Raw genomic sequence first — 24,591 nt, forward strand, 5'->3', positions numbered from 1 at the left:
CTTAGGAGCTAAAGGAGACTTTTATGAACAAACTGACTGATTTTGAACGCTATGTCATAGAAGAAAAGGGCACTGAACGTCCCTTTAGCGGTGAGTACTATAAACATGACGCCAAAGGCGTGTATTTGTGCAAAAAATGCCATGCACCTTTGTATCGCTCAGAAGATAAGTTTAATGCCCACTGTGGTTGGCCAGCCTTCGATGATGAAATTCCGGGCGCTGTGAGTCGTCATGTTGACGCCGATGGTCGCCGTACCGAAATTGTCTGTAGTCAGTGTGGCGGTCATTTAGGCCATGTGTTTGAAGGGGAATATTTAACGCCAAAGAATATTCGTCATTGCGTTAATTCTGTCTCCATGGTGTTTCAAGCGGCCGATGAGGTGACAACATCGACGCATAAAACGGCCTTTGCCACCTTTGGTGCGGGCTGTTTTTGGTGTGTTGAAGCGATTTTTAAGAGCCTGAAGGGCGTGCTGAATGTCAGCTCTGGTTACTCAGGTGGGGATGCTAGCGATGCCGATTATAAGTCGGTGTGTTCGGGATTAACTGGGCATGCCGAAGTAGTGCACATCGAGTTTGACCCCGCGCAAATCAGCTTTGCAACGCTGCTGCAGGTGTTATTTGAGAGTCACGATCCCACCACGTTTAATCGCCAAGGTAATGATAAAGGGCCGCAGTATCGCTCCGTCGTCTTTGCCCACGATGCAGCGCAGATTGAAGAGACCAATGCCATGATTGCAAAATTAACCGAGGCAAGGGTATTTGATGCGCCGATCGTCACCCAAGTGGTGGCCTTTGAGTCTTTTTATCCCGCAGAGGATTATCACAATGATTACTTCGCCCTGCATGGCGAGCAGCCCTATTGCCAAATTGTGGTGCGGCCAAAGGTTGAAAAGACCAGAGCCCTCTTTGCCGAGCTACAAGCATAGGCTTAATGTGCGAGCAAATTGACGGATAAAAAACGCCACCGATAGGGTGGCGTTTTCGTTGATGGCTTGGCTGATAGACTGAAGACTCAGCGCATTAGCGGGATTGCGCTAACCACTCGGCATATTGTTTCGCGTAATAGCTGACGATTAAATCGGCGCCAGCCCGCTTTAACCCGATAAAGGTTTCGGTGACGACGGCGCGCTCATCGAGGGCGCCCGCCAGTGCAGCAAATTTAATACCGGCATATTCGCCGCCAACCTGATAAGCCGCTAAGGGAAGGTGGGTTTGCTGCCTTAGGCGACTTAACACATCCAAATAGGGCGTGCCGGGCTTTACCATCAAAATATCCGCGCCTTCCTCTTCATCGAGCAACGCTTCGAGCAAGGCTTGGCGACCATTGGCGTAATCGAGCTGGTAGCCTTTACGGTTTCCGCTAAGTTCACAATCCACCGCGGCCCTAAAAGGCCCATAGAAGGAAGAGGCGAACTTGGCAGCATGGGCTAAAATGGCAATGTGCTCAAAGCCTGCCTCATCCAGCCCTTGGCGGATAGCTTTAATTTGGCCGTCCATCATGGCCGATGGCGCCAGTATATCGGCTCCCGCTTTGGCGGCGGTAATGGATTGTTTGACTAAGTTAGCCACGGTTTGATCGTTACAGACTTCACCATGGTGCAATACGCCGCAGTGTCCATGGTCGGTATATTCACAAAAACAAATATCGGGGATCACCATCATCTCTGGCTTAGTGGTTTTGATGGTGCGGATCATCCGTGCGAGTAAGCCATTGTCATCCCAACTGTCGCTGCCCTGTGCATCTTTGGTGTGGGAAATCCCAAAGGGCATCACATAGCGGATCCCTAGGGCGTAAAGCCTTTGGATCTCATCGGCAAGCGCACTCTCGGGCAGACGGCTGATCCCCGGCAAGGTTGAAATGGGCACGGCTTGGCTGATGTGCTCTTCGATGAAGAGTGGGTGAACCAAGTCGCTTAGGGAAATCTGAGTTTCACGCACGAGATCACGCATGGCCTCGGTGCGGCGTAGGCGTCTTAAACGGCGAAGGGGTTTGAGGGATTTTTCTTGTGTACTGCTCATTGAATTTCCTTATTAACAGTGTGAAAGCATCACGCGAAGCTTCGCGTCAAAGGGAGAGAGTAAAAACGATGCTTAGGTTGTGCTTGTTGCTTTGGTGAACTTGATTTAGTGAAACAAAAGCAACAGCACTGTTTGCTCAGACCTAAAATCGGGCAAAAGTTTCCTAGTATTTGGACCAAGGCCGAAGAGGTTTTTGAGTTAGTGATGGCGATCACAAACCCAGCGCTAAGCCAATCGAGCCATTAGCCGCCGTTTTAAAGCCTTTGCTTTCGATTATTTGATGTTATCATTTGCGCCAATTTACACTTGGTATAGTGCAGGGCTTTAATAAGTCGCTATTCTTCTGCCCAACTATACCCACAGCGCGGTTTTTATATGACAACACCCCAAGACTCTGTTTGTATTCTCGCCCTCGACACTTGTACCGAAGCTTGTTCGGCTGCCCTGTATTATCAAGGACAGGTTTTTGCTGAGTTAGCCGATGCGCCTCGGGAGCATAGTCAGCGTTTATTGCCCATGGTGGAAGCAGTATTAAAACAAGCCAATGTCGGCTTAGATAAACTGGATGCGATTGCCTACGGCCGTGGGCCAGGCAGTTTTACGGGGATCCGTATTTGCACCAGCATGACTCAAGGTTTAGCCCTAGGGTTAGACTTACCCGTTATCGGCATTTCCACCTTAGCGGCCATGGCACAAATGGCGATTGCTGAGCACGCTGCCGAGCAAGTGCTCTGTTGTATCGATGCGCGCATGGGAGAAGTGTATTGGGGCCAATTTGTTGCCGTCGATGGCATTGCTACATTAGTCGGTAAAGAGGTAGTGAGCGCGCCAGAGCAGGTCGAGCTGGTATTCGATCTTAATAAAGCCATTGTCGGCTGTGGCTCTGGGTTTGATGCTTATCCCGAGTTATTAGCTCTAGGCAGCGGCATTACCTCCTTAGCGGCGGTGAAGTATCCCGATGCCCGAGCCATGTTAGCGCTGGCCGAAGCGGGTATCAAAGCGGGATTAACCACCAGTGTCGATGAACTCGAGCCTGTATATCTTCGTGATACTGTGACATGGAAAAAGTTACCGGGACGTGAATAAACTGTTCATTCTTCCCCGTGATACGTTAGAATCTAGATTGTCTGCATGGGTTCTCGATGCAGACATCAATTCTTAGTTAGGCACTCGTCACAACCGCCTAACAAGGTTAACCAGGGCAAATAGGATATAAACTGGGCATTTTGATGCAGGTAAATTCGCTTCAAACGAGTTTGACACAAGCGGTTGCGAGTAATCGCCCCGCAGTCATACAGGGAATGTCGCCCACGGAGGCGCCGCGCCCTGTGATTGAGCTCGATGCGGTTTCTGCCTTAGCCTTTGATGATACCGCTGATAGTTCATCACAAAACCTACAATCCAGACTCGGTGCCCAGCTCGAATACGAACAAAGTACCCGAGGTCATCAAGGGGCTATCGCCCAATACCTACAAACACAACATGCCGCCAAACGTGAAGAGATTCAGCAGATGGTGGGTGTGGATATTTATGCCTGATAGTGCGTCCGTGTCTTCTCAATCCCGTTTTACACCTCGTTTAACTGGCGGCCTTCCGAGCCGTGGTTTGTTTATCATCGAGCTGATGCTGGCCCTCATTTTGACGCGCATTCCTTATCTGAGTGTGCCTTTTAAGTGGTTAGAGAGCTATTTCCACGAGTTGTCCCATGGGATCGCGACTGTGCTCAGTGGCGGCATAGTGAGTCATATTCAACTCTTTCCCAATGGTGCGGGTTTTTGCTTTAGCCAAGGTGGCTCGCCACTGGTGATTGGATTTGCGGGCTATTTTGGCGCAGCCTGTTGGGGATACCTTATTTATCTGTTGGCGACTTGGCCTAAGGGCATTCGCCTAAGCTTTGCGTTTTTAGGCGGTTTAGTGGTGCTAAGTGGCCTGCTGTGGGGGCGAGATTTGCTCACCTTAGCCATTTTTGCTGTACTGACGATAGTGTTGTTACTGCCGTTAAAACTCAGCAAAAATAAAATCCTCACGCAATTTTTACGCATTATTGGTTTGATGATCATGCTCAATGCGCTGGCAAGCCCAACGGTATTGCTCGGACTCGAAGGGCAGGGCGATGCGGTGCTGCTGGCTGATCGTTCATGGATACCAGCGTGGATTTGGGTCGCCATTTGGTTGTTTTGCAGTATCTGCGCCTTGTATATGGCTTGGCGGCGGGTGGATTCCGCCATCTCTCGTTAATACATCGCACATTAATGCTCCTATGGCATCACAAATATTTACAGCCTAAATGGTCAACTTATGCGGCTAATTCTTGGATTTTTTTATATAGACTGCTAGCTTAAGTCTTCGGTATCCAAGGAGAATTATTATGAAAAAAGTCACACTCATCGCCAGTATGCTGATTGCTGGTCTCTGTTCAGGTATGGCCAATGCAGATGAAGCATTAGATAAAGCCATTAAAAGTGATTTTCGCCAAGCCAAAAACGCTAGCCGCGATATTTATCGTCACCCCGCAGAAACCCTTACATTTTTTGGTATAACCCCAACACAAACCGTGATTGAACTTTGGCCAGGTAATGGCTGGTACACTGAAATCCTTGCCCCTTATCTTGCGCCTAAGGGACAATATATTGCCGCCAGTTTCGAAACTACCCCCAGCACGGACACCCCTGGTAATCGCTATCGCGCCAATGCGGGCGTGAAATTCGATACTTGGATGACGGCCAATAAAGCCTTATTTGGTAATGCGAAAATGGTGGTTCTCGACCCTCCAGCCAAAATGAATTTAGGTGCCGATGGCAGTGCTGACTTGGTATTAACTTTCCGTAACTTACATAATTGGGCTTCAAGCGACCAGCTCGAAAACGTGTTTGCCGCTTCTTACAAAGTGCTTAAAGATGGCGGTGTATTTGGCGTCGTCGAACATAGAGCCAATAAAGGCATGAATATGAGTACGGGCTATATGGATCAAGACGAGATGATCGCGCTAGCCAAAAAGGTCGGTTTTACCTTAGCCGAAAGCTCTGAAATCAACGCCAATCCAAAAGACACTAAGGACTATGCCAAGGGAGTATGGACGTTGCCACCTTCGTTTGCATTAGGTGATACAGATAAAGAAAAATACCAAGCAATTGGTGAGAGTGATCGCATGACGCTCAAATTTGTCAAAAAATCCCGCTAATCACCTGACATTAGAGGCAATATGTGGCAATCTTTCGCCCCCAAAAATCAAGTCGAGTTTGTGTTACCCCATATCAAGCTGAGTGGTCGATTATGGGGAGCGAAAGATAAGCCATTATTGCTCGCGTTACATGGCTGGTTAGACAATGCCAACAGCTTTGAGCCTCTCGCTGAGTATTTGTCAGATTACCAAATTCTTGCCATAGATTGGCCCGGTCATGGTTTTTCGGCGCATCGGCCGGGACATTACCCATTACACTGGATTGACTATTTATACGATCTCGATGCGTTACTGGCGATTTTGCCACAAAAGCCACTGGCTATTATTGGGCATTCATTAGGGGGGATTATCGCCTCTGCGTATACGGCAGCATTTCCAGAAAAGGTTAATAAGCTGATTTTAATTGAGGCCTTAAGTCCCTTATATGAGTCAGCAACCCAAGCCAAATCGCGGCTGAGGAAAAGCTTTTACCAACATGAGAAATTTTTAGCGCAAAAACACAAACGGATGAGAGTCTACGATAGTCTGGAAACGGCAGTTAAGGCTAGAGTGCATTTAACCGGATTGGCCGAACCGTGGTGTCGACTATTACTTGACCGCAATATGCAAGCGACTTCTGATGGAGTTGTTTGGCGAAGTGATCCAAGATTAAGGCTCGACTCGCCAATGCGACTGACCTTTGAGCAGGTTGATGCTTTAATGCAAAATATTTCGGTGGTTACCTTACTCATCTGCGGCAAACAAGGTTTTAGCCAATTACATACGGCGCTACCTAAAGCAAGGAAATGGTTCAGCAATTTGTCTGAACATATGCTTGAGGGGGACCATCATGTGCATATGGATAATGCGCAAGCGGTTAGTCAGTTAATCCAACGTTTTGTCGAATAATGGCTTTTACTAACATAAAAAAGACACTAGGTTTTTTGTTTCTTTTATGTGATGATGATCAAAATTAAAACGCCCGTATGATTTATCCGGGTAAATCAATAACAATAAAATGTAAGTCGGTATTTTAACTCGGTATTTGTCGAGTATTGGCGGTAGTAAGGGTACCGTATCCGCAGTTGTGGGGATTTAGGAGAAAGTAGTGGATCAGCCTTGGATTAAACATTTACCAAAAGATGTGCCTGCTGAGATTAATGTGGATCAGTATTCATCGCTTATCGATATGTTCGAGACCGCGGTGGCTAAGTATGCGGATCAACCTGCATTTATCAACATGGGGGCCACGCTAACTTACCGTAAACTTGAAGAAAGTAGCCGTGCTTTTGCTGCTTATTTACAAAATGAATTGAAGCTACAAAAGGGCGATCGTGTCGCACTGATGATGCCCAATCTGTTGCAATATCCTATTGCGTTATTTGGGGTATTACGTGCTGGTATGGTGGTGGTTAACGTTAACCCACTTTATACCCCGCGAGAGCTCAAACATCAGTTGATTGACTCGGGCGCCAAAGCCATTGTTGTGGTGTCTAACTTCGCCCGCACCTTAGAAGAAGTGGTCGATCAAACGCCCGTGAAAAGTGTCATTATCACTAGTTTAGGTGATCAACTAAGTGCGCCAAAACGCACCTTAGTTAACTTTGTTGTTAAATATATTAAAAAACTGGTGCCGAAATACGATCTACCCCATGCCCTTTCGATGCGCGAAACCTTGTCAAGAGGTCGTAGAATGCAGTATGTCAAACCCGTAATCACTGGGGGTGACCTTGCCTTTTTGCAATATACTGGTGGTACGACTGGGGTTTCAAAGGGCGCCATGTTAACCCACAGTAATGTGGTGGCAAACGTGTTGCAGGCTAACGGTGCTTATTCTCCAGCGCTGCGGGATGGTACTGAATTTGTTGTAACTGCATTACCGCTTTACCATATTTTTGCATTAACAGTGAATTGCTTACTGTTTTTACATAAGGGCAGTCAGAATCTGTTAATCACTAACCCTCGGGATATTCCAGGGTTTGTGGCTGAACTCAAGAAATATCCTTTTACCGCCCTGACAGGTGTTAACACCCTGTTTAATGCCTTAGTGAATAGTAGTGATTTTGCTGAGCTGGATTTTTCTCGCCTCAAATTATCCATTGGTGGCGGTATGGCCGTGCAAAAAGCCGTGGCCGATAAATGGCAGAGCATCACTAAAACCCGTTTACTTGAAGGTTATGGGTTAACTGAAGCCTCGCCCCTGTTAACGTGCTGTCCCTATAACTTAGACGGTTATAACGGTTCTATCGGTTTCCCTGCGCCATCTACACTCATTCAAGTGCGTGATGATGCGGGTAATGTGTTGCCCCAAGGCGAGACGGGTGAGCTATTTGGTAAAGGCCCACAGATCATGAAAGGCTATTGGCAGCGTCCAGAAGAGACAGCCAAAGTGATTGATAAAGACGGCTGGCTCGCCACGGGCGATATCGGTTATATGGATGAACAGGGTTTCTTCTATATTGTTGATCGTAAGAAAGACATGATTTTAGTTTCTGGCTTTAACGTCTTCCCCAATGAAGTGGAAGAGGTTGTTGCTTTACATCCTAAGGTGATAGAAGTCGCGGCAGTAGGGGTTCCTAATGATGCGAGTGGCGAGTTAGTGAAGGTGTTTGTGGTGGCGAAAGATAAATCTTTAACCGCTGAAGACATCATTAAGCATTGCCGAGTGCATTTAACGGGATATAAAGTGCCGAAGCTGGTAGAATTTAGGGACGAGTTACCTAAAACCAATGTGGGTAAGATCTTGCGACGAGAACTGAGAGACGAAGTCAAGCGCGCGTAAGATTGAAGCCGGCAATAAGCCGGCTTTTGTTTTTATGGATGTGATTATCCCACAGGAACTGGAGAAGAATTTGTCAGTGTTTCACTATGTGAGCGACGAAGCGAGCCTCAATGCCCTCGTCGCTCAATATCAACAGAGCGCAGTACTGGTATTAGATACCGAGTTTGTGCGCACACGTACGTATTACGCTAAGCTTGGCCTGATCCAAGCTTATGATGGTAACACCTTAGCTTTGATTGACCCTGTGGCTTTACCCAATCTCGGTGCATTTTGGGCTTTGTTAGATAATCCAAACATTATCAAGCTAGTACATTCCTGCAGTGAGGATTTAGAAGTCTTCGCCCATTATGGCCAGCGCCAACCTACGCCCTTATTTGATAGCCAAATTGCGGCTTCATTATGCGGTATGGGCCATGGCTTAGGTTATGCCAAGTTAGTCGAAACCTGCTTAGGTGAAGTGATTGATAAGGGCGAGTCACGCACCGACTGGATACGTCGTCCCTTAACCGAGGCGCAACTTAGCTACGCCGCCAATGATGTGTTGTATCTTTATCAACTTTATCCGCAACTCGCCGACAAGCTTAAAGCGCAAGGCCGTTTAGATTGGCTTTATGAAGAAGGTGAGCGGATGACTGAAGGGCGTTTAGCTCCTCCCGATGTCGAGACTGCATACCTTAAAGTAAAAAACGCATTTCAATTAACCGAGCCTCAATTGGCTTACCTTAAAGTGCTGGCTAAATGGCGTTTAGAAAAAGCTTTGGCACGGGATTTAGCCTTAGGCTTTGTGATTAAAGATCATGGCTTGATTGCGCTAGCGAAAAAACAGCCTAAAAGCATAAGTGATTTGTTTAAATTGAACGATTTAACTGAGCAGGAAAAACGCATCCACGGTAAAGATATTTTACGGGTAATGCAGACTGCTGACTTAAACAATCCGCCGGAGCTAGTTGATGTTTTAGCGCTTAAACCGGGTTATAAATCCGCCTTTAAGACCATTAAAACCTGTTTAACCGAACTGTGCGAACAGCATGCTATTCCGATGGAAATGCTGGGCTCCAAACGTCATATTCATGAGTATTTACAATGGCGTTGGGATAAACAACAAGGGGAATTACCGACAGTATTAAGCGGTTGGCGCGGAGACATTGCGGCCGAGTCATTGGCAAAGCTTGAAGTTTAAGTTTTACAGATTAGGCGCCAATATTTTGCTTTTAACATTTCGGTTTTGATCTAAGATTTGATGCCTAAATTTGCATTTAAGATGTTAGGCCTTGATTTTACCCCAGCTAAAGCATGGGGGTAGGAGAAAGGCGCAGCAGAAAGCGTCATCCCCATTTGAGGATGACGCCAACGCTCGACTTATCTGTCTGGCAACGTCACGTTAAGTTCGAGTACCGACAAGTTATCGTCATTCTGATCTAATTGCACTGAAACTTGATCATCCGAAATCTGCACATACTTGCGGATCACGGCGATGATTTCTTGCTTCATCTGCGGGAAATAGTCAGGTGTATCGCGTTGTCCACGCTGATGGGCCACAATAATTTGTAGTCGCTCTTTTGCCATTACCGCGGTGCTAGGCTTTTTCTTGCTTTTGAAATAGTCGAGTAAAGACATAATTAGCTACCAAATATCCGTTGTAAGAAACCTTTTTTCTCTTCCGTAATAAAGCGTACTGGGACATCTTCACCCAATAAACGCGCGACAGTGTCACTATAAGCGGCGCCTGCATCACTTTCTTGATCGATAATCACAGGTACTCCGGAGTTTGATGCCTTGAGTACGGATTGTGATTCAGGGATAACGCCAAGCAAATCAATGGCAAGGATTTCTTTTACATCGTCAACACTTAACATTTCGCCCGATTTTACCCGACTTGGAGAATAACGAGTCAACAGTAAGTACTCTTTTATCGGCTCTAAACTGAGTTCTGCGCGGCGTGACTTACTTTGCAGCATTCCTAGAATACGGTCAGAGTCGCGAACCGAGCTTACTTCAGGGTTGGTCGTCACAATGGCGATATCGGCAAAATACAATGCCATCATCGCGCCTTGCTCAATACCTGCAGGGGAATCACAGATAATAAATTCAAATTCTTTGGCTAAATCGTCAAGCACACGGCCCACGCCTTCTTTTGTTAGGGCGTCTTTATCACGAGTTTGCGAGGCTGGCAGTACAAACAGTTTTTCACAGCGTTTATCTTTGATAAGTGCCTGATTTAAATTCGCTTCACCGTTGATGACATTGACAAAGTCATAGACGACGCGGCGCTCGCAGCCCATGATCAGATCCAAGTTACGCAAGCCTATATCGAAATCGATAACAACAGTTTTATGCCCTTGTAGTGCAAGTCCAGTTGCAATCGCCGCACTGGATGTGGTTTTACCAACACCACCTTTACCTGAAGTGACAACAATAATTTGTGCCATGTTTCTCTCTATCCTTTTTTGTGCCATTTAGAGGGGCAATGATTCAACGATAAGCGACTCGCCATTTAAGCGAATGCAGCCGCCTTTATCTGAGCTATGTTGTTGTAGATTTTCAGCGAGCCAATATTGCCCTGCTATTGAAACTAATTCTGCCTCGAGGGAATGAGCAATGATTACCGCGCTGCTGTCGCCAGCTGCGCCCGCCATGGCCTTTCCTCGTAACGCACCATAAATATGAATGCTACCATCGGCGATGACTTCTGCGCCATTACCTACCGCACCAAATATGATTAAATCGCCATTTTTTGCATAGACCTGCTGACCTGAGCGGATATTTTGCTTCAAAATCTTAGTTTGACGCGGTGCTGGTGGGGGGGCGACGCTTTGTTTACCCGCTTTGACTATGGCAAGTCCGAGTGTTTTAGCTTGGTTGCTCAGGACGTTAGTTGCACCAGTAATTCCTACGATAACTAACTGGCGGGAAAGTAATAACTCTTTTAAGCCCTGTAAATTAAAATCGTTATCTTGAATGGCGCTGAGATTGACGACTAAAGGGGCACCAAGAAAAAATTGGGGAGCTTGTGCCAATTTGCTATCTAATTCAGCCATGACAGCATTTAAATCGCTGTTATTAATATGAAGCACTGAAAGAGTAAAAGAAGCGCCTTTTAACTCTAAGCTAGGTTTTGACATCCCGGCACTATTCTCCAGAAATCATCAGTCGGTTCGCTGATTTGCAATTAAATTACTAGGCGACCATGTTATAGTGTGCCCCATTGACTGGCAAGTTTGAACTATTGGATATTTATACTCTTATGCTATGTGCGGTTTATAAAAGTAGTCGAAAGGCTGACACTTACTTATTTGTAAACAAAAGGGACTGTTTCGACGACGTTCCTCAGGCGTTGTTAGATATGTTTGGTGTGCCTCAGTTAGTGATGGTATTCCCGATTGCTAAGCGTGAATCACTCGGTATCGCCGATATTCATAAGGTCAGAGCAGCACTCAAGGAAAAGGGATTTTATTTACAAATTCCGCCACCGCAGGTTAATTTATTGGCCGAGCACAGAGAAAGCCTTGGGATTCAAGACTAGTCTGTAACTGTGCACAGGGTAAATGCCAAAGACAGTCTTTAAATCTGTTGCAGCATATACAAAGCTCCTCTTGCCCTTAATTCGTAAGGGCAAGTCTCCTTCTTTAATGCTCTCCTCTTAAATTTAAGCAGCCGCAGACATTAGGGCGTGTTGACGTTTCGAGATTAGATTTTGTTTGTTCTGGCAAGCTCGTGCTCGCAAAACGAGGAATGATGTGTAGTTATTCTACTCAAATGACGAGCAGCTCTTATGACAGAAAGTAAGAGCAAGGGTTTGCCTGACGAACCCTTCGGGCAGCATTTGACTGACGTTTCTGCTGCGTTATCGTCCGTTGATGTAGAACAACTACATAGCACGGACTTTGCCTTGCATAAACGCCAGCCAAATTGCTGCAAAAATAACCCTTAAATGTCAACACGCCCTAGTAAGTGGCAACCATTGGGGTAAGGCATCTCGATAATAGTGATTTGCCCAATCATCAAAATATTCATGCCTTCGTCTCACATGTCTTATGGCGCTGAGTCATCAAGGTCTTTCGTCTATAACAATTACCGTGCCTTAATGCGCTGGCAAGCGGTGAATTATTTAGATGAGTGCGATTATTTAGGCATCTTTGTGGTGAATGTATCGGAGAGAATTAAGCATCCCCTGTAAATTGGTGTAAAATGGCCCGCATTGAGCGGATTTTTTATATGAAGATAAGCGTAAACATGGCATTTTGGCAGAATAAAGCGTTAACCGAGCTGACGTCGCAGGAGTGGGAGTCCCTCTGTGATGGTTGTGGTAAGTGTTGTTTAAACAAATTGATTGATGATGAAACTGAAGAGCTGTATTACACCAATGCGGCTTGTCTATTACTCGATCACCAAAGTGCCAGCTGCAAACATTATAGTGACCGTTTTAGCCATGTTCCCCAATGTACTGTGATTACTGCGCAAAATGTCCATGAACTCACCTGGCTACCCGATAGCTGCGCCTATCGCCGTTTGGCATCTGGCAGAGACTTACCAAGCTGGCATCCATTACTTACGGGGTCGAAGGAAGCCATGCACCTTGCAGGCATGTCGATTCAAGGCAAAGTGGTAGATGAGCGCAGGATTAAGGATATTGAAGACCATATCGTGCTGTGGCCGCTTAAAGATCTGGATTAATACCATTCAAGCAGCTTTTGTCTGTAATATCAGATAGTAATGAACAAAAAGGAGCAACTAACCATTTCGGTTGATTGCTCCTTTTTTCTATCTCGAGTTTAAAACCAAAGCGTTATTTATCAAGGAATGGTGGCGTTATTGCTGGACCATTGCTCAGTCACGCAAAACAATTTTACCGATTAGATAAAGTCATTCAATAATCGTCACTTTTTCGATAATGATGGGTTCACGGGGCACGTCTTCATGGCCCGCTACTCGCGTGGTTTTTACGCCTTCAATTTGCAGCACAACCTCGAGTCCCGCTGTGACTTTACCAAATACCGCATAACCCCAGCCGTTATTGGTGGGTGCCGTATGGTCTAGAAACTCATTATTGGCAGTATTGATAAAAAACTGCGCGGTTGCCGAGTGTGGCGCATCGGTACGGGCCATGGCGATAGTACCAAATACATTCGATAGGCCTTTGTTGGCTTCGTTGACAATTGGTTCGTGGGTGGGCTTTTCTTTCATTTTGGCGGTAAAGCCACCGCCTTGGATCATAAAGCCTTTGATCACACGATGGAAAATCGTGTGCTCATAAAAACCTTCTTTACAGTAACGAATAAAGTTTTTGGCGGTAACGGGGGCGCGCTCTACATCAAGTTCGAGGGTTATATCGCCAAAATTTGTCGTGAAAATAATCATATGCTGCGCTTCTGTTAGTGAGTTATTTGGTGTGAGATCCACTAAGCCAAGGATTAAATGATGGAGATGTTTCACCTTGTGTTTGTTGTTTCTCGGTGCTTTCGCTCACATCGGGCTGTGTTAACCTTGTCGCTTGCTTAGGTTGCGGCTTGGATTTAGCACTACGGTGCTTTTTCGCCTGAGTTGCTTCAAAGGTGCCGGGTTTTCCATTGGAATAGGGCAAGGCTTGAGCTTTTTTATTGGGTTTATGCGCTGATGTAGAAGCCGATTTAGGCACAAAATCGAGAATTGAAATAGGCACCGCTTTTTTAGGCTCAAACCCCTCGATGTGCTTGCGCTCGATAATATGGCCTAAACGGCGCTCTATAGCGCACAGGTTTCTAAAATCATCTTTAGAGACAAAGGATATGGCTTCACCTTGATTGCCCGCGCGGCCGGTGCGGCCAATGCGATGGATATAATCATCGACCTCATCGGGTAAATCGTAGTTAATCACCCGCTCGAGCGCATCGATATCTATACCGCGTGACGCAACACCGGTCGCGACTAAAAAGGAGACTTTACCCGCTTTAAAATCGATAAGCAGTTGCTCGCGCACCGCTTGGCTGCGACCACTGTGAAAAGCCTCCGCGGTAATGCCACGCTTTTCTAACTGGCTAACCAATTTGGCGGCGCCGTGTTTGGTTTGGATAAAAATTAATGCCTGTGCCCAGTTATTCTCTTTAATTAAATGGCTCAATAGTGCAGATTTTCGATCTTTATCAACGGTCGTTAACCACTGCTCAATTTGCGTTGAAGCGGCATTTTTGCGACTGATTTCAATCTCAATGGCATCCGGAATAGCGGTTTTAGCCAGTGCTTTGACCTGTTTTGATAAGGTTGCCGAAAATAGCAGGTTTTGCCGCTGCTCAGGCAGCTTTTCAATAATGCTATTGATATCTTCGATAAAGCCCATATCGAGCATACGATCGGCTTCATCCAGCACTAATACTGAGACTTCATCAAAGCGAATGGCTCTTTGAGTATACATATCCAGCAAACGCCCAGGCGTTGCAACGAGCAGATCAACCCCTTCAATCAGACGTTTTTTTTGCGGCGAAGCATCAACACCGCCGTACATGGCCATGGCCGTTAATGGCAGGTATTTGGCATATTGATTGATGTTTTGTTCAACCTGCAGCGCCAGTTCCCGTGTGGGGGTAAGAATGATGGTACGTACCCGTTTAGGCCGAATTTTGGGTGCGTCAGCAAATCGATGTAGCAACGGCAATACAAAACTAGCCGTTTTACCTGTACCGGTTTGGGCTGCGGCTAGCACATTTTTCCCCGCAAGAATGCTGGGAATGGCCTGAGCTTGTATTGGCGTTGGGCTTTGGTAACCCAGTTCAGTCACGGCTTTGATAAGCGCGCTGTGTAATCCAAGTTGGGTGAATGGCATTGAGGATCTCAACTAAATGACTTATTGGCAAACTGTTAGCGTGGCGCAAACAGCGAAGCAGGTCGCTATTATAGCAGTAGCATTATTGAAATAGGGGATTATCTCAACTTTGCGGTTAGTTCGAGGGGTTAATAAATGGGCTTACAAATTTGTAACTGGGCATGTATTAGATATTAACATTGCTGCAATTAGGCGGCTGATATGATTAACTAAAGTAATGTTAAATACGCCTGACGAGCGCGCTTTCAGGCGTTTATCGCCAAATTCAATACGCCTAGCATTCGTTTTACCAGCTTGCTTAGGGTAAGCATTACAACAACGCGTTGGTATAAATATAAAAAGGACAATAAAGAATGAGAAAAACCACCCTATCCCTTGCGATATTGTTATCGTTCACCGGCCTTGTAGGCTGCCAATCCCAATCAGACCAAACCTCGCCAAGTAAAGTGGTTAGTGGTGAAGTTAGCACGGTTACTTTTGCGCAGTTTAGTAATGCTTTTATCGATGATTTGTGGCAATTATCACCAACATGGGCGCTATATAGCGGCAAGCATGTTAATGATGGCTATTTAGAAATCCCCAATGAAGCTAGCCGTGTTAAGACACTTGCCTTTGTAAAAAACCAGCAGGCAAAGCTGAAACAGTTTGAACTTAGGTCTCTGAGCTCTAACGAAACCATCGATTATCATTTGATTGATAACCTGTTAAATAGCATGGCGTGGGAAATCACCGACTTTAAATCATGGCAATGGGATCCCTCTAGCTATAACGTGGCGGGCGGTTTTGCACAAATCATCAATGAAAACTTTGCGCCGCTGGATGACAGATTACGCTCGGTATTGGCCAGGATGGAAAATATCCCAGCTTATTACGCCGCAGCAAGAAGTAATATCTCGAAACCAACCCTAGAGCATACGGAACTTGCTGTAATGCAAAACCAAGGTGCGTTTTCGGTATTCTCCGATGATTTATTAAAACAAGTGGCGGATTCCGGTCTGTCGGATGCGGAAAAATCGCTGTTTAAATCCCGCTTCGATACGGCAACGAAAGCAATTAATGAACATATTCGTTGGTTAAATGCACAGGTTGACTTGCTGAAAAAAGAAGGCGCCCGTAGCTTTAGGATCGGTGAAGAATTATACGAGCAAAAATTTGCCTTTGATATCCAAGCGGGCATGACGGCTAAACAGCTCTATCAAAAAGCCATGGCAGATAAAGATAGGGTCCAAGGTGAAATGGCCAAGATCACCGATAAACTTTGGCCTAAATATTTTACAACGCCAAAACCAAGTGATAATAAAATCGCCATCCGCCAATTAATTGATAAATTGTCGACTGAGCACGTCAAACGTGACGACTTTGTTAGCGAAGTCCGTAAACAAATTCCTGAGTTGATTGAGTTTGTAAATCAAAAAAAATTAGTGACTTTAGACCCTAAAAAACCATTAGTGGTTCGTGAAACTCCGGAGTATATGCGTGGTTATGCTGGAGCGTCGATTAGTGCCCCTGGCCCCTATGATAAATTAGGCAATACCTATTATAACGTCACGCCACTCGATGGTATGAATGATGAATCCGCTGAAAGCTATTTACGCGAATATAACCATTGGATATTACAGATTTTAAATATCCATGAGGCGATTCCAGGGCATTACACTCAATTAGTGTATTCCAATGAGTCACCAAGCTTAGTGAAAAGCTTATTTGGTAATGGCGCAATGGTCGAAGGTTGGGCCGTTTATACCGAACGCATGATGCTTGAAGAAGGTTATGGCAATTTCGAGCCTGAAATGTGGTTGATGTATTACAAGTGGAATCTACGTGTTATCTGTAACACTATCTTGGATTACAGCATTCATGTTAAAGGCATGACTGAAGATCAAGCCATCAGCCTGATGATGGATGAAGCCTTCCAGCAGCGAGCTGAGGCGGAAGGTAAGTGGCGCCGTGCCACCCTAAGCCAAGTACAGTTAACCAGTTACTACTCGGGTTACCGTGAAATTTACGATTTCCGCGAAGAATATAAGCAGCTCAAAGGTAAGGATTTTGATCTCAAAGCATTCCATGAGAAGTTTTTAAGCTATGGCAGTGCGCCAGTGAAATATATTCGTCAGTTAATGCTAGAAAAATAAGCCAATAATTGAAAGGGTGCCATCAATGGCGCCTTTTCACTGGCTGTTTTGATATACATTGCGTGGATGAAAACGTCTGAATTGATACAACGATTAATTTAGGCCATACAGCAGATTCTGTATGGCCTTGTTATAATTTTTTCTTTCTGGAAGGCTGTTTTCGGTATTATTTTTTGTTGGGTAACTCAGCCATAATAGCTAATACATCTTCGTATGAAATGTTAAACTCTCGAGAAAGGTTAATAATTTTAGTCTTATAGGTTTGAATATTTTCTTGCTGTGCAAGTTGGTGTTTCTTTTCTTCAACTAGTTCGTTAACAGTTTCTTGCAATATTAATAAGCGACGCAAACTGTAATCAAGGGATTTGATGTATTTCCCCATTTGTTGTTTATTACGGGCTTGCTCAAGATCCGTTGAGACTTTTTTCTCATATCCATATTCATCGAGTGCAGCGATAGCGCTTTGCAAATCTAGATCAGTTGTCATTTGGTGTTCACTTTATTACGAGACGTTGAGAAGCGAAAGAATGAATGCCTTAACCCAAGAGGGTATCACAAGCGTTTTACTATCGCAGATTATAATGTTTATGCCAATGCTGACCAAGTATTAAAGTGCTAAAACCAATAAAAAGCTGGTTTTCTCATAGTACTTGTCGGCGTCTACAATAATGAGTAGTCTAAACTTTTCGCCAAGTGGAGATTGAAATGCTTGATCTATTACCCGATTTGTTTGATCACTATCCATCCAAACTCACTTTGTTGCCGCTAGCGTTTCGTGCTTATGGTGGTAAGAAGTTGTTTTGGGGTGAAGTTGTGACGGTCAAATGTTTTGAAGATAACTCCAAAGTGAAAGAAGTTTTAGCACAGCCAGGTCAAGGGAAAGTGCTTGTTGTTGATGGTGGAGGCTCATCCCGTCGTGCACTGCTGGGGGATTTAATCGCCCAAAGCGCCATGGATAATGGTTGGCAAGGCGTGATTATCAATGGTTATGTTCGGGATGTTGCTAGACTGAATACTTTTAATTTAGGGGTTTATGCCTTAGGCGCGATGCCCATCAAGACTGATAAGAAAGATCAAGGACAAGTCAATGTGCCTATCGAGTTTGGCAGTGTTACAGTCAAACCCGGTATGATGGTTTATGTTGATGAGAATGGCATTGCCATCAGTGAGGAGTGTTTAAATTTCGCATTTTTAAGTTAAGTTTTTAAATTCAAGATGTTATTGATAAGGATGTTTTCATGAAATTCATTAAGTGGTTTTTAGCCATTCTGGCGACCTTCATTGTCGCTGTCGCCTTATATCTTACTGTTTTCTTTGACCCTAATGATTTTAAACCCGAAATTGTCAACGCTGTTAAAAAACAAACTGGGCGCGAGTTAGTAATAACCGATGACTTGTCATGGACATTTTTTCCAACCATAGGGATTAATTTAGGCGGTGTTTCCCTATCTAACCCTGAGGGATTTACCCCAAAATCGATGCTTGAAGTTAATAAAGCCGTAGCTGAGGTTGAGCTTATACCACTGTTTAGCAAGCAAATTGAAATCGCTCAGCTCACTCTTGATGGCGCAAAAATCAATTTGGTCACCCGTAAAAATGGTAGCTCAAGCCTAGATGGCTTAACGGGCAAGAGCACTGAGCTATCTGCTACCCCATCTGAATCAAGTGCTAAAGCACAATTAGCCAGTATCGATGTAGGTGGTATTTCTATTACGAATACGCAAATCAATTTAATTGATGAAGCTAAAGGGCAAACCCAAACCTTAACCTTAAAACAGTTCACTTTGGGGGCATTTTCACTCGATAAATTTGCGCCGATGGCTTACGAATTTGCCGCGACCTTGCCGGATATGACAGTGAGCAGTAAAGGCGAAGGGCAAATCAAGTTAAGTCATGATTTTAATCAGCTGGTGATTGAGAAGCTGGATATTGAGACTCAAGTTGAAGGCGAGGGGATCCCTAATAAAAAATTGACCGCCGAGGTTAGTCTAAACAGCCAAATCGCATTAGATAAAAAGCAGTTATCGGCGGACATCAGTAAATTAACCGCAATGGATATCAATGTAGCGGGTAAGTTGACCGTCAGTTACGGGAGCAAAGTGCCGAAAATTAGTGCGGATTTCCAATTTGGGGATATTGACCTCGATGCTTTGCTACCAAAATCTGACACTTCAGAAGAACAAACCGCAGCTGCGTCTTCACAGACTCAGGCTGTTGAACCCGATTTAACGGCGCTTAATGGTTTGGATGCGAAGCTAATATTGGCGGTTAAATCGATCAAAGTCGCGAATTTGTCTACGCAAAATTGGTTAATGGATTTAGGCATTAAAAATGGTGAGGTTGATCTTAAGCAGCTAAGTGCAGATCTCTACCAAGGTAAGTTAATGCTCAATGCTCAGGTTGATGCGCGATCAAAAGTGTCAAGTTACCAATTTGATAAGCAAATATCAGGTGTTCAAATTCAACCATTACTTAAGGATGCGGCCAAGCTAGATATTCTGGCGGGAACGGCAAATTTTAATGTAAAAGGCAAAGGTAAGAGCTTAATTCCTGAACAATTAAAGAAAAACCTCCTCGCGAATGGTCGTTTTGATATCACCGATGGTGCCCTTTACGGTGTCAATATCCCGCAGATGATCCGTAGTGCTCAGGCTAAATTAAAGGGGGATTTGTCTGCGGACACGAAAGAGGAGCGTAAAACCGACTTCTCGAGCCTAACCGGTAACTTCTCCCTTGAACATGGTGTAGCGACAAACCCTGATCTCGCTATGTCTTCACCTTTGCTTAGGCTTGCGGGTAAGGGCAGCGCGGATCTCTTGACGCAAACTCTGGATTATCGGTTAACGACCAGTTTAGTCAATTCTCTTAAAGGTCAAGGTGGCAGTGAGAAAGATGCGCTGGCAGGAATTGATATCCCTCTCGCGATTACCGGTACTTTCCAAAAGCCGGAATATGCCTTAGATACTCAAGCGTTATTAAATAATCAGTTGAAGGAAGAGACTGATAAAGCGAAAGAAAAATTAAAGGATTCGCTACTTAAAAAGTTGGGCGGCTTGTAGGTATGCAAGATTTGCGTGCTCTGTCATCTCCTACGTCAACAGTCGATGTGTGAGCGTAACCGGCAACGTTCTGCTCGAAAGATAACGGCGTATTGAGCCAATAAAAAAGCAGTAACCCAGAGGTTACTGCTTTTTTATGTTGATCTTTATTTTAGATGCAAGACGATTTTATTAACAAATTAAACATAAGGTATTTAGAGTGATTAACACTTAAATGCTTTATGTATTTAAATTGCTTTCATCTACAACCAGTTTCAACACTTGACCGGGTTGAATATATTGTGATGCGGTTAAGCCGTTCCATTCGCGAAGTTCAGGAACAGTCACCTTAAACTTGTTTGCAATTCGCGCGAGTGAATCACCAGCCTTAACTTTGTAGCTGACGGTTCGGATCTGCTCGTTATCGTGTTTTTCTTGTGGTGCAACAATCGTCAATTGCTGACCACTTTGTAATTTGCTGTCTTTGCTTAAATGGTTCCAAGTCATTAACTGTTTGACGCTAACATTATGTGCTTGGGCAATTTGCCACAAACTATCACCGGATTTTACTTTATAGGTCAACTTGTTACCCGAGGCGGCAACAGCGGCTTTTTTAGGTAATTTCTGACTGGTTGATAGGGCATACAGTTGTTTATCATCAGCAGAGACTGGGATAATTAGCGGTCTTCCAGCAATGATATTGTTGTTTTTCATACCATTAGCTGCACGGATCGCATTGATGCTTGTATGATGTTTTTCTGCAATAGACCCTAAACTATCTCCAGGCTTAATCGTATATCTAAGCCAGCTTACACGGGCCTCACTTTCTGTTTCTGCAAGTGCTTTTTTGAACTCTTCAGATTTATCAATGGGTAATACTAAAGTGTGTGGGCCCATTGGTGAGGTTGCCCAGCGATTGTAACCTGGATTGAGCTTTAACAGCTCATTGGTGGTCATATTGGCGAGACCTGCTGCCATGGCTAAGTCAATTTGACTGTCTATATCAACCACTTCGATTGAGGGGCTGTTATCAATGGGTGCCAGAGTAATGCCATATTCATCGGCATGTTTAATCACTTCGGCGAGCGCCAATAACTGTGGCACATAACGTTTGGTTTCTTTAGGGAGATCGAGCGACCAAAAATCGGTTTTAAGACCTTTATCTTCGTTGCGTTTAATCGCATTGAGTACGCGTGACTCTCCTGAGTTGTAGGCCGCAATTGCATAAAGCCAATTATTATTGGTTTTATCGTACAAATATTCGAGCATATCTAGGGCTGCTGTCGTGGATGCAGGCACATCGCGACGGCCGTCATACCACCAGTTCATTTCTAACCCAAAGTGGCTCGCCATCGGGGTGGTAAATTGCCAAAGCCCTGAGGCAGCACTGGCCGAAGAAGCACTGGGATCGAAAGCGCTTTCAATAATCGGAAGCAGGGCTATCTCTATTGGTAGATGGCGTTTTTCAAGCTCTTCGACGATCAAATACATGTAAGGCGCTGCACGCTCAGAAATCAATTCAAGGTGTTTAGGGTTGTTAATGTACCAATCGCGATAATAGTTAACGAGTTTCTTGTCTGGAATAGGTAACTGCATTCCTTGACGAATTCGTTCCCATACATCAGTAATTTGCGCCGATTCAGGTTCGGTTGCGAGATAATACTGTGGGACGGTATTTTCGGTCGTGACGGTTTCAGCTTCAGGTTTGGGCACCTGAGGGTTGTCTAACGTCTGACAACCTGTGAGTAGGGCAAATCCCCCTACTACAACATAAAGTGATACTCTCATGGAAAACGATAGTCCTCTGTTAGTGCATTGCCACTGCACTCTTCGTACAACGTAAATTATCTAACGAATTGATTATGTGAAAAAAAGTGGCAACACAGAGCGCAAAGTATTCACGCAAAAACGAGCCATTCTATGGGATCTTTTCGAGCTTGTCCCTAAATTATCGTACATCTTGTAGGGTCACTTTTGATTTACGTCATCAAAAGTGGAAAAATCTGTATAAATTTCAGCCATAAATGGATCATTTTTTACTAAAAAATATCTTTCCACTGCCGAAGTAGGGTAAAACAGCTTAGTTCATCAGCTTTAGTCAGATCTTGGTCACAAAACTTACTTTTTATGCTGTTGACTATGGTAGGCGCTAACGGACGAAGGAAGGGATTGATTGCCCGCTCTAACCCAATGGTGGAGGGTATAGTGGCTTTGTTTTGGGCACGCATTGTGTTGGCTTGTTCTACATACATGTTGAGTGCAGCGTTATCTGCATCTACCTCTTGGGCGAATTTAAGATTCGCAAGAGTATATTCATGGGCGCAGTACACTCGAGTCTCATCGGGTAACGCCGCGAGCAAACTTAAAGATTGCCACATTTGTGCAGGGGTGCCCTCAAATAAACGACCGCAGCCTGCACTAAAGAGTGTATCGCCACAAAATAGGGCACCATCAAGTAGATACGCTATATGACCAGCAGTATGCCCAGGTACAGACAAGATGTGTATGGGCTCATCGATAAAGGGCAATGTAAGTGTATTGCTTGTAGGGTCGATTGGCTGATTGATGCCTTGAATAGCTTCACGTTGCGGACCGTAGACAGCCAGAATCTGGTCTGTTGTCTGCTTAACATGGGCGGCGAGGGCGGTTATTCCACCTGTATGATCATGATGATGATGAGTGATCAAAATACCCGCTAACGTAAGTTGATGTTTACGTAAGTAGTCGAGCACAACATGTGGATCGCCAGGATCAACCACATACACCGTTTGCTGGGAGTCTTGTCGCAACACCCAGATATAATTGTCATTAAAGGCATTAATCGCTGTTATAGTGAGCATAGCACCGCCGATAGCTGTATTTTGATTTCAAGATGAGGTTATTATCCACAGGTGGATATCAGTTGGCGACTATTGTGATTTTTAAATCACCTAATGATGGATGTTCAATGAAGGTCTTAACTCGGTAAAAGTAATAAGATAACGGAAAGTGAGGTGAGTTGTGTCGTATAACAGTTCTGTGCGTAAACCTGAGCAATGGGAAGATTTACCCAATGGCGACGCACTCCAGCAAGCTGTTACCGATAAGCTCACTGATTGGTGGCCAAGGGTGTTTGGTTATCATTTGTTGAAGTTGGGCCCCTTAAGTGCACAGCTCTCCAGTATGGCATCCCCTGTTGCTCATCATTTTTCACTATGCTCAGCACCAACAGCCTCGTTAATGGGGGATTTTTGTCATTTGCCGATACAAAATGGGGTGATTGATGCTGTGGTGATGAGCCTGCTACTAGAGTTTGAGGCTGATCCTTACCGTATTTTACGGGAAACCGACAGAGTGCTGATCGCCGGTGGTTATTTATTTATTGTGGGCTTTAACCCCTTAAGCTCAGTGTTTCTTGGCAAGCTGTGGCCGAAATATCAAGATGATCTACCTTGGTGCGGACGCTTTTTTATGCCATCTAGGGTGCGAGATTGGTTAGGGCTACTTGGTTATCAAGTGGTGAGTGATGAGCGTTTGGTTTACCATCCCCTGATCGGCGAATTGAATCGTGGCCGTTTTTTACAGCAAACCTTAGCTTCATGGCTTCCCAGTGCGGGGAGTTTGTATTTGATTGTGGCTCGAAAATTAGAATCACCATTAACCCCAATCCGTGACAAACGTAAGGTTCGACAACCCAATTGGGCCACTGCGCCAAGCGCCGGACGCACTGGGCATTTATCCGAACATATAAAATAACATCATCGATTAATGAGTCCGATATGCGAATTACCCTAAGGCAACTTGCAGTTTTTGAAGCCGTCGCACGCAGTGGTCAGGTGGCAAAAGCGGCTGAACAAGTTAATCTATCGCCGCCTGCGACCTCTATGGCCTTAGCCGAATTGGAAAAACAGCTCAATGCCCGGTTATTTGAAAGAATTGGCAATCGTCTGCAACTGAATTCGCAGGGTAACCTCTTGTTGCCGTTGGCCACCGATCTTTTACATCGTGTTGAACAAATTGAGCAGGCATTTACTCGTCAAGATGGTGATTTGGTTGGACACTTAAGTGTGAGTGCAAGCTCAACGATTGGTAATTATTTACTGGCGAAAGCGGCAGTCGCATTTTGCCAGCAACATATCCAAACCCATGTAGACGTGGCGATCACCAATACCCAAGAAGTGATTCAATCCGTTGCACAATTTCGTGCCGAAATGGGGTTTATTGAAGGGCATTGTACTGATAACCGTCTTCATATCGAGCCGTGGCACAAGGATCGATTATTGGTGTTTTGCCATCCCGCTCATCCATTGGCAGGGCAAACGGTTAAGCCTTTGGCCGTAAAAGGCCAATCTTGGGTGCTGCGTGAAGAGGGATCGGGAACTCGGGAATATTTTGTTAATGCGGCCAATGAACTAGGTATGCAACCGGAGGCTAAGTTCTGCTTTACCACGCCCGATGCCATCAAGTTGGCGGTAAAACAAGGTGCTGGTTTGGGGGTTTTGTCAGAACTTGCGTTGGATAAAGACATTAGTCGAAAAGAATTGGCTCTAGTCACCATTGAAGGATTAGTGTTAGAGCGGCAGTTTTACCGCATCACTCATAAGAGTCGCCAAGCAACGTCGTTAGGGCTGGCCTTTGTGCAGTTTTGCAGTAATTTTTTCCATTTATCACGAGAATAATGG

The 24,591-nt window shown here is 44.9% G+C and carries 25 protein-coding genes; 16 read left to right on the top strand and 9 right to left on the bottom strand.

Annotation, left to right across the window (positions count from 1 at the left end; all coding sequences use genetic code 11):
- Positions 1-23: 23 nt before the first annotated feature.
- Positions 24-929 carry a bifunctional methionine sulfoxide reductase B/A protein gene (locus HG547_RS12290; RefSeq protein WP_169547988.1) on the top strand — a complete coding sequence of 302 codons (906 nt, stop codon included), beginning with the start codon at positions 24-26 and terminating at the stop codon, positions 927-929.
- 94 nt (positions 930-1,023) lie between these two features.
- On the opposite strand, the gene hemB is transcribed toward HG547_RS12290, so the two are convergent.
- Positions 1,024-2,022 (bottom strand): porphobilinogen synthase, encoded by a 999-nt coding sequence (gene hemB / locus HG547_RS12295; protein WP_169547989.1) that lies wholly within the window; start codon positions 2,020-2,022, stop codon positions 1,024-1,026.
- Between the two features lie 375 nt (positions 2,023-2,397).
- Here hemB and tsaB point away from each other — a divergent pair, with 375 nt between their 5' ends.
- The 7 genes from tsaB (at position 2,398) to rnd (ending at position 9,144) form a co-directional block, all read left to right on the top strand.
- The gene (gene tsaB, locus HG547_RS12300; protein WP_140907015.1) at positions 2,398-3,108 is read left to right on the top strand and encodes a tRNA (adenosine(37)-N6)-threonylcarbamoyltransferase complex dimerization subunit type 1 TsaB; all 711 of its coding nucleotides are present in this window, start codon (positions 2,398-2,400) and stop codon (positions 3,106-3,108) included.
- Between the two features lie 143 nt (positions 3,109-3,251).
- On the top strand, positions 3,252-3,560 hold the full coding sequence (locus HG547_RS12305) for a hypothetical protein (protein WP_023265576.1): 309 nt from the start codon (positions 3,252-3,254) through the stop codon (positions 3,558-3,560).
- Entirely contained in the window at positions 3,553-4,260 is a 708-nt protein-coding gene (locus HG547_RS12310) for a M50 family metallopeptidase (protein ID WP_169547990.1), read from the top strand. Before HG547_RS12305 ends, HG547_RS12310 begins: the two co-directional genes overlap by 8 nt.
- A 130-nt stretch (positions 4,261-4,390) precedes the next feature.
- Positions 4,391-5,203 (top strand): class I SAM-dependent methyltransferase, encoded by an 813-nt coding sequence (locus HG547_RS12315; RefSeq protein WP_037430429.1) that lies wholly within the window; start codon positions 4,391-4,393, stop codon positions 5,201-5,203.
- Between the two features lie 21 nt (positions 5,204-5,224).
- Complete coding sequence (locus HG547_RS12320; protein WP_144346188.1) at positions 5,225-6,091, top strand: alpha/beta hydrolase; 867 nt, start codon at positions 5,225-5,227, stop codon at positions 6,089-6,091.
- A gap of 199 nt (positions 6,092-6,290) precedes the next feature.
- Positions 6,291-7,964 (top strand): long-chain-fatty-acid--CoA ligase FadD, encoded by a 1,674-nt coding sequence (gene fadD / locus HG547_RS12325; RefSeq protein ID WP_037430423.1) that lies wholly within the window; start codon positions 6,291-6,293, stop codon positions 7,962-7,964.
- A 70-nt stretch (positions 7,965-8,034) separates the two neighbouring features.
- Entirely contained in the window at positions 8,035-9,144 is a 1,110-nt protein-coding gene (gene rnd / locus HG547_RS12330) for a ribonuclease D (protein WP_169548038.1), read from the top strand.
- Positions 9,145-9,323: 179 nt separating this feature from the next.
- Here the strand turns inward: rnd and minE are convergent, their stop codons facing one another.
- From minE to minC, 3 genes are read right to left on the bottom strand one after another with little or no spacing between them, the layout of a single operon-like run.
- Positions 9,324-9,581, bottom strand: coding sequence for a cell division topological specificity factor MinE (minE, locus tag HG547_RS12335; protein ID WP_007648439.1), 258 nt, complete (start codon positions 9,579-9,581; stop codon positions 9,324-9,326).
- A 2-nt stretch (positions 9,582-9,583) separates the two neighbouring features.
- Complete coding sequence (gene minD, locus HG547_RS12340) at positions 9,584-10,393, bottom strand: septum site-determining protein MinD (RefSeq protein ID WP_037419172.1); 810 nt, start codon at positions 10,391-10,393, stop codon at positions 9,584-9,586.
- 27 nt (positions 10,394-10,420) lie between these two features.
- Positions 10,421-11,086 (bottom strand): septum site-determining protein MinC, encoded by a 666-nt coding sequence (gene minC, locus HG547_RS12345; protein ID WP_037419169.1) that lies wholly within the window; start codon positions 11,084-11,086, stop codon positions 10,421-10,423.
- 122 nt (positions 11,087-11,208) lie between these two features.
- Between minC and HG547_RS12350 the strand changes: the two genes are divergently transcribed.
- The 3 genes from HG547_RS12350 (at position 11,209) to HG547_RS12360 (ending at position 12,638) form a co-directional block, all read left to right on the top strand.
- The gene (locus HG547_RS12350) at positions 11,209-11,487 is read left to right on the top strand and encodes a YcgL domain-containing protein (protein ID WP_037430455.1); all 279 of its coding nucleotides are present in this window, start codon (positions 11,209-11,211) and stop codon (positions 11,485-11,487) included.
- 249 nt (positions 11,488-11,736) lie between these two features.
- Positions 11,737-11,895, top strand: coding sequence for a hypothetical protein (locus tag HG547_RS12355; RefSeq protein WP_169547991.1), 159 nt, complete (start codon positions 11,737-11,739; stop codon positions 11,893-11,895).
- Positions 11,896-12,197: 302 nt separating this feature from the next.
- Positions 12,198-12,638: a YcgN family cysteine cluster protein gene (locus HG547_RS12360; RefSeq protein WP_037419163.1), complete on the top strand. Its 441-nt coding sequence runs from the start codon at positions 12,198-12,200 to the stop codon at positions 12,636-12,638.
- A 189-nt stretch (positions 12,639-12,827) separates the two neighbouring features.
- Here the strand turns inward: HG547_RS12360 and HG547_RS12365 are convergent, their stop codons facing one another.
- Both HG547_RS12365 and HG547_RS12370 read right to left on the bottom strand, forming a co-directional pair.
- On the bottom strand, positions 12,828-13,322 hold the full coding sequence (locus HG547_RS12365; RefSeq protein WP_169547992.1) for a peptidylprolyl isomerase: 495 nt from the start codon (positions 13,320-13,322) through the stop codon (positions 12,828-12,830).
- A gap of 22 nt (positions 13,323-13,344) precedes the next feature.
- Positions 13,345-14,760 carry a DEAD/DEAH box helicase gene (locus tag HG547_RS12370; protein WP_169547993.1) on the bottom strand — a complete coding sequence of 472 codons (1,416 nt, stop codon included), beginning with the start codon at positions 14,758-14,760 and terminating at the stop codon, positions 13,345-13,347.
- 353 nt (positions 14,761-15,113) lie between these two features.
- Between HG547_RS12370 and HG547_RS12375 the strand changes: the two genes are divergently transcribed.
- A complete protein-coding gene (locus tag HG547_RS12375; RefSeq protein WP_169547994.1) occupies positions 15,114-16,892 on the top strand; it encodes a DUF885 domain-containing protein in 1,779 nt (592 codons plus the stop codon).
- A 166-nt stretch (positions 16,893-17,058) separates the two neighbouring features.
- On the opposite strand, the gene HG547_RS12380 is transcribed toward HG547_RS12375, so the two are convergent.
- Positions 17,059-17,379 carry a hypothetical protein gene (locus HG547_RS12380; RefSeq protein ID WP_037419155.1) on the bottom strand — a complete coding sequence of 107 codons (321 nt, stop codon included), beginning with the start codon at positions 17,377-17,379 and terminating at the stop codon, positions 17,059-17,061.
- 218 nt (positions 17,380-17,597) lie between these two features.
- Here HG547_RS12380 and HG547_RS12385 point away from each other — a divergent pair, with 218 nt between their 5' ends.
- Both HG547_RS12385 and HG547_RS12390 read left to right on the top strand, forming a co-directional pair.
- A complete protein-coding gene (locus HG547_RS12385; RefSeq protein WP_037419152.1) occupies positions 17,598-18,092 on the top strand; it encodes a putative 4-hydroxy-4-methyl-2-oxoglutarate aldolase in 495 nt (164 codons plus the stop codon).
- 38 nt (positions 18,093-18,130) lie between these two features.
- The gene (locus HG547_RS12390; RefSeq protein ID WP_169547995.1) at positions 18,131-19,951 is read left to right on the top strand and encodes an AsmA family protein; all 1,821 of its coding nucleotides are present in this window, start codon (positions 18,131-18,133) and stop codon (positions 19,949-19,951) included.
- Positions 19,952-20,170: 219 nt separating this feature from the next.
- On the opposite strand, the gene HG547_RS12395 is transcribed toward HG547_RS12390, so the two are convergent.
- Positions 20,171-21,718: a LysM peptidoglycan-binding domain-containing protein gene (locus HG547_RS12395; RefSeq protein ID WP_037419149.1), complete on the bottom strand. Its 1,548-nt coding sequence runs from the start codon at positions 21,716-21,718 to the stop codon at positions 20,171-20,173.
- A 251-nt stretch (positions 21,719-21,969) separates the two neighbouring features.
- Positions 21,970-22,770: a hydroxyacylglutathione hydrolase gene (gene gloB, locus HG547_RS12400; RefSeq protein ID WP_169547996.1), complete on the bottom strand. Its 801-nt coding sequence runs from the start codon at positions 22,768-22,770 to the stop codon at positions 21,970-21,972.
- A gap of 160 nt (positions 22,771-22,930) precedes the next feature.
- Here gloB and HG547_RS12405 point away from each other — a divergent pair, with 160 nt between their 5' ends.
- The gene (locus HG547_RS12405; protein WP_037419144.1) at positions 22,931-23,665 is read left to right on the top strand and encodes a methyltransferase domain-containing protein; all 735 of its coding nucleotides are present in this window, start codon (positions 22,931-22,933) and stop codon (positions 23,663-23,665) included.
- A gap of 23 nt (positions 23,666-23,688) precedes the next feature.
- Positions 23,689-24,588, top strand: coding sequence for a LysR substrate-binding domain-containing protein (locus HG547_RS12410; protein WP_069454870.1), 900 nt, complete (start codon positions 23,689-23,691; stop codon positions 24,586-24,588).
- Positions 24,589-24,591: the final 3 nt, after the last annotated feature.

It is taken from the genome of Shewanella sp. DNRA4 (genome assembly GCF_012843185.1).
Taxonomy (GTDB): Bacteria; Pseudomonadota; Gammaproteobacteria; order Enterobacterales; family Shewanellaceae; genus Shewanella; species Shewanella xiamenensis.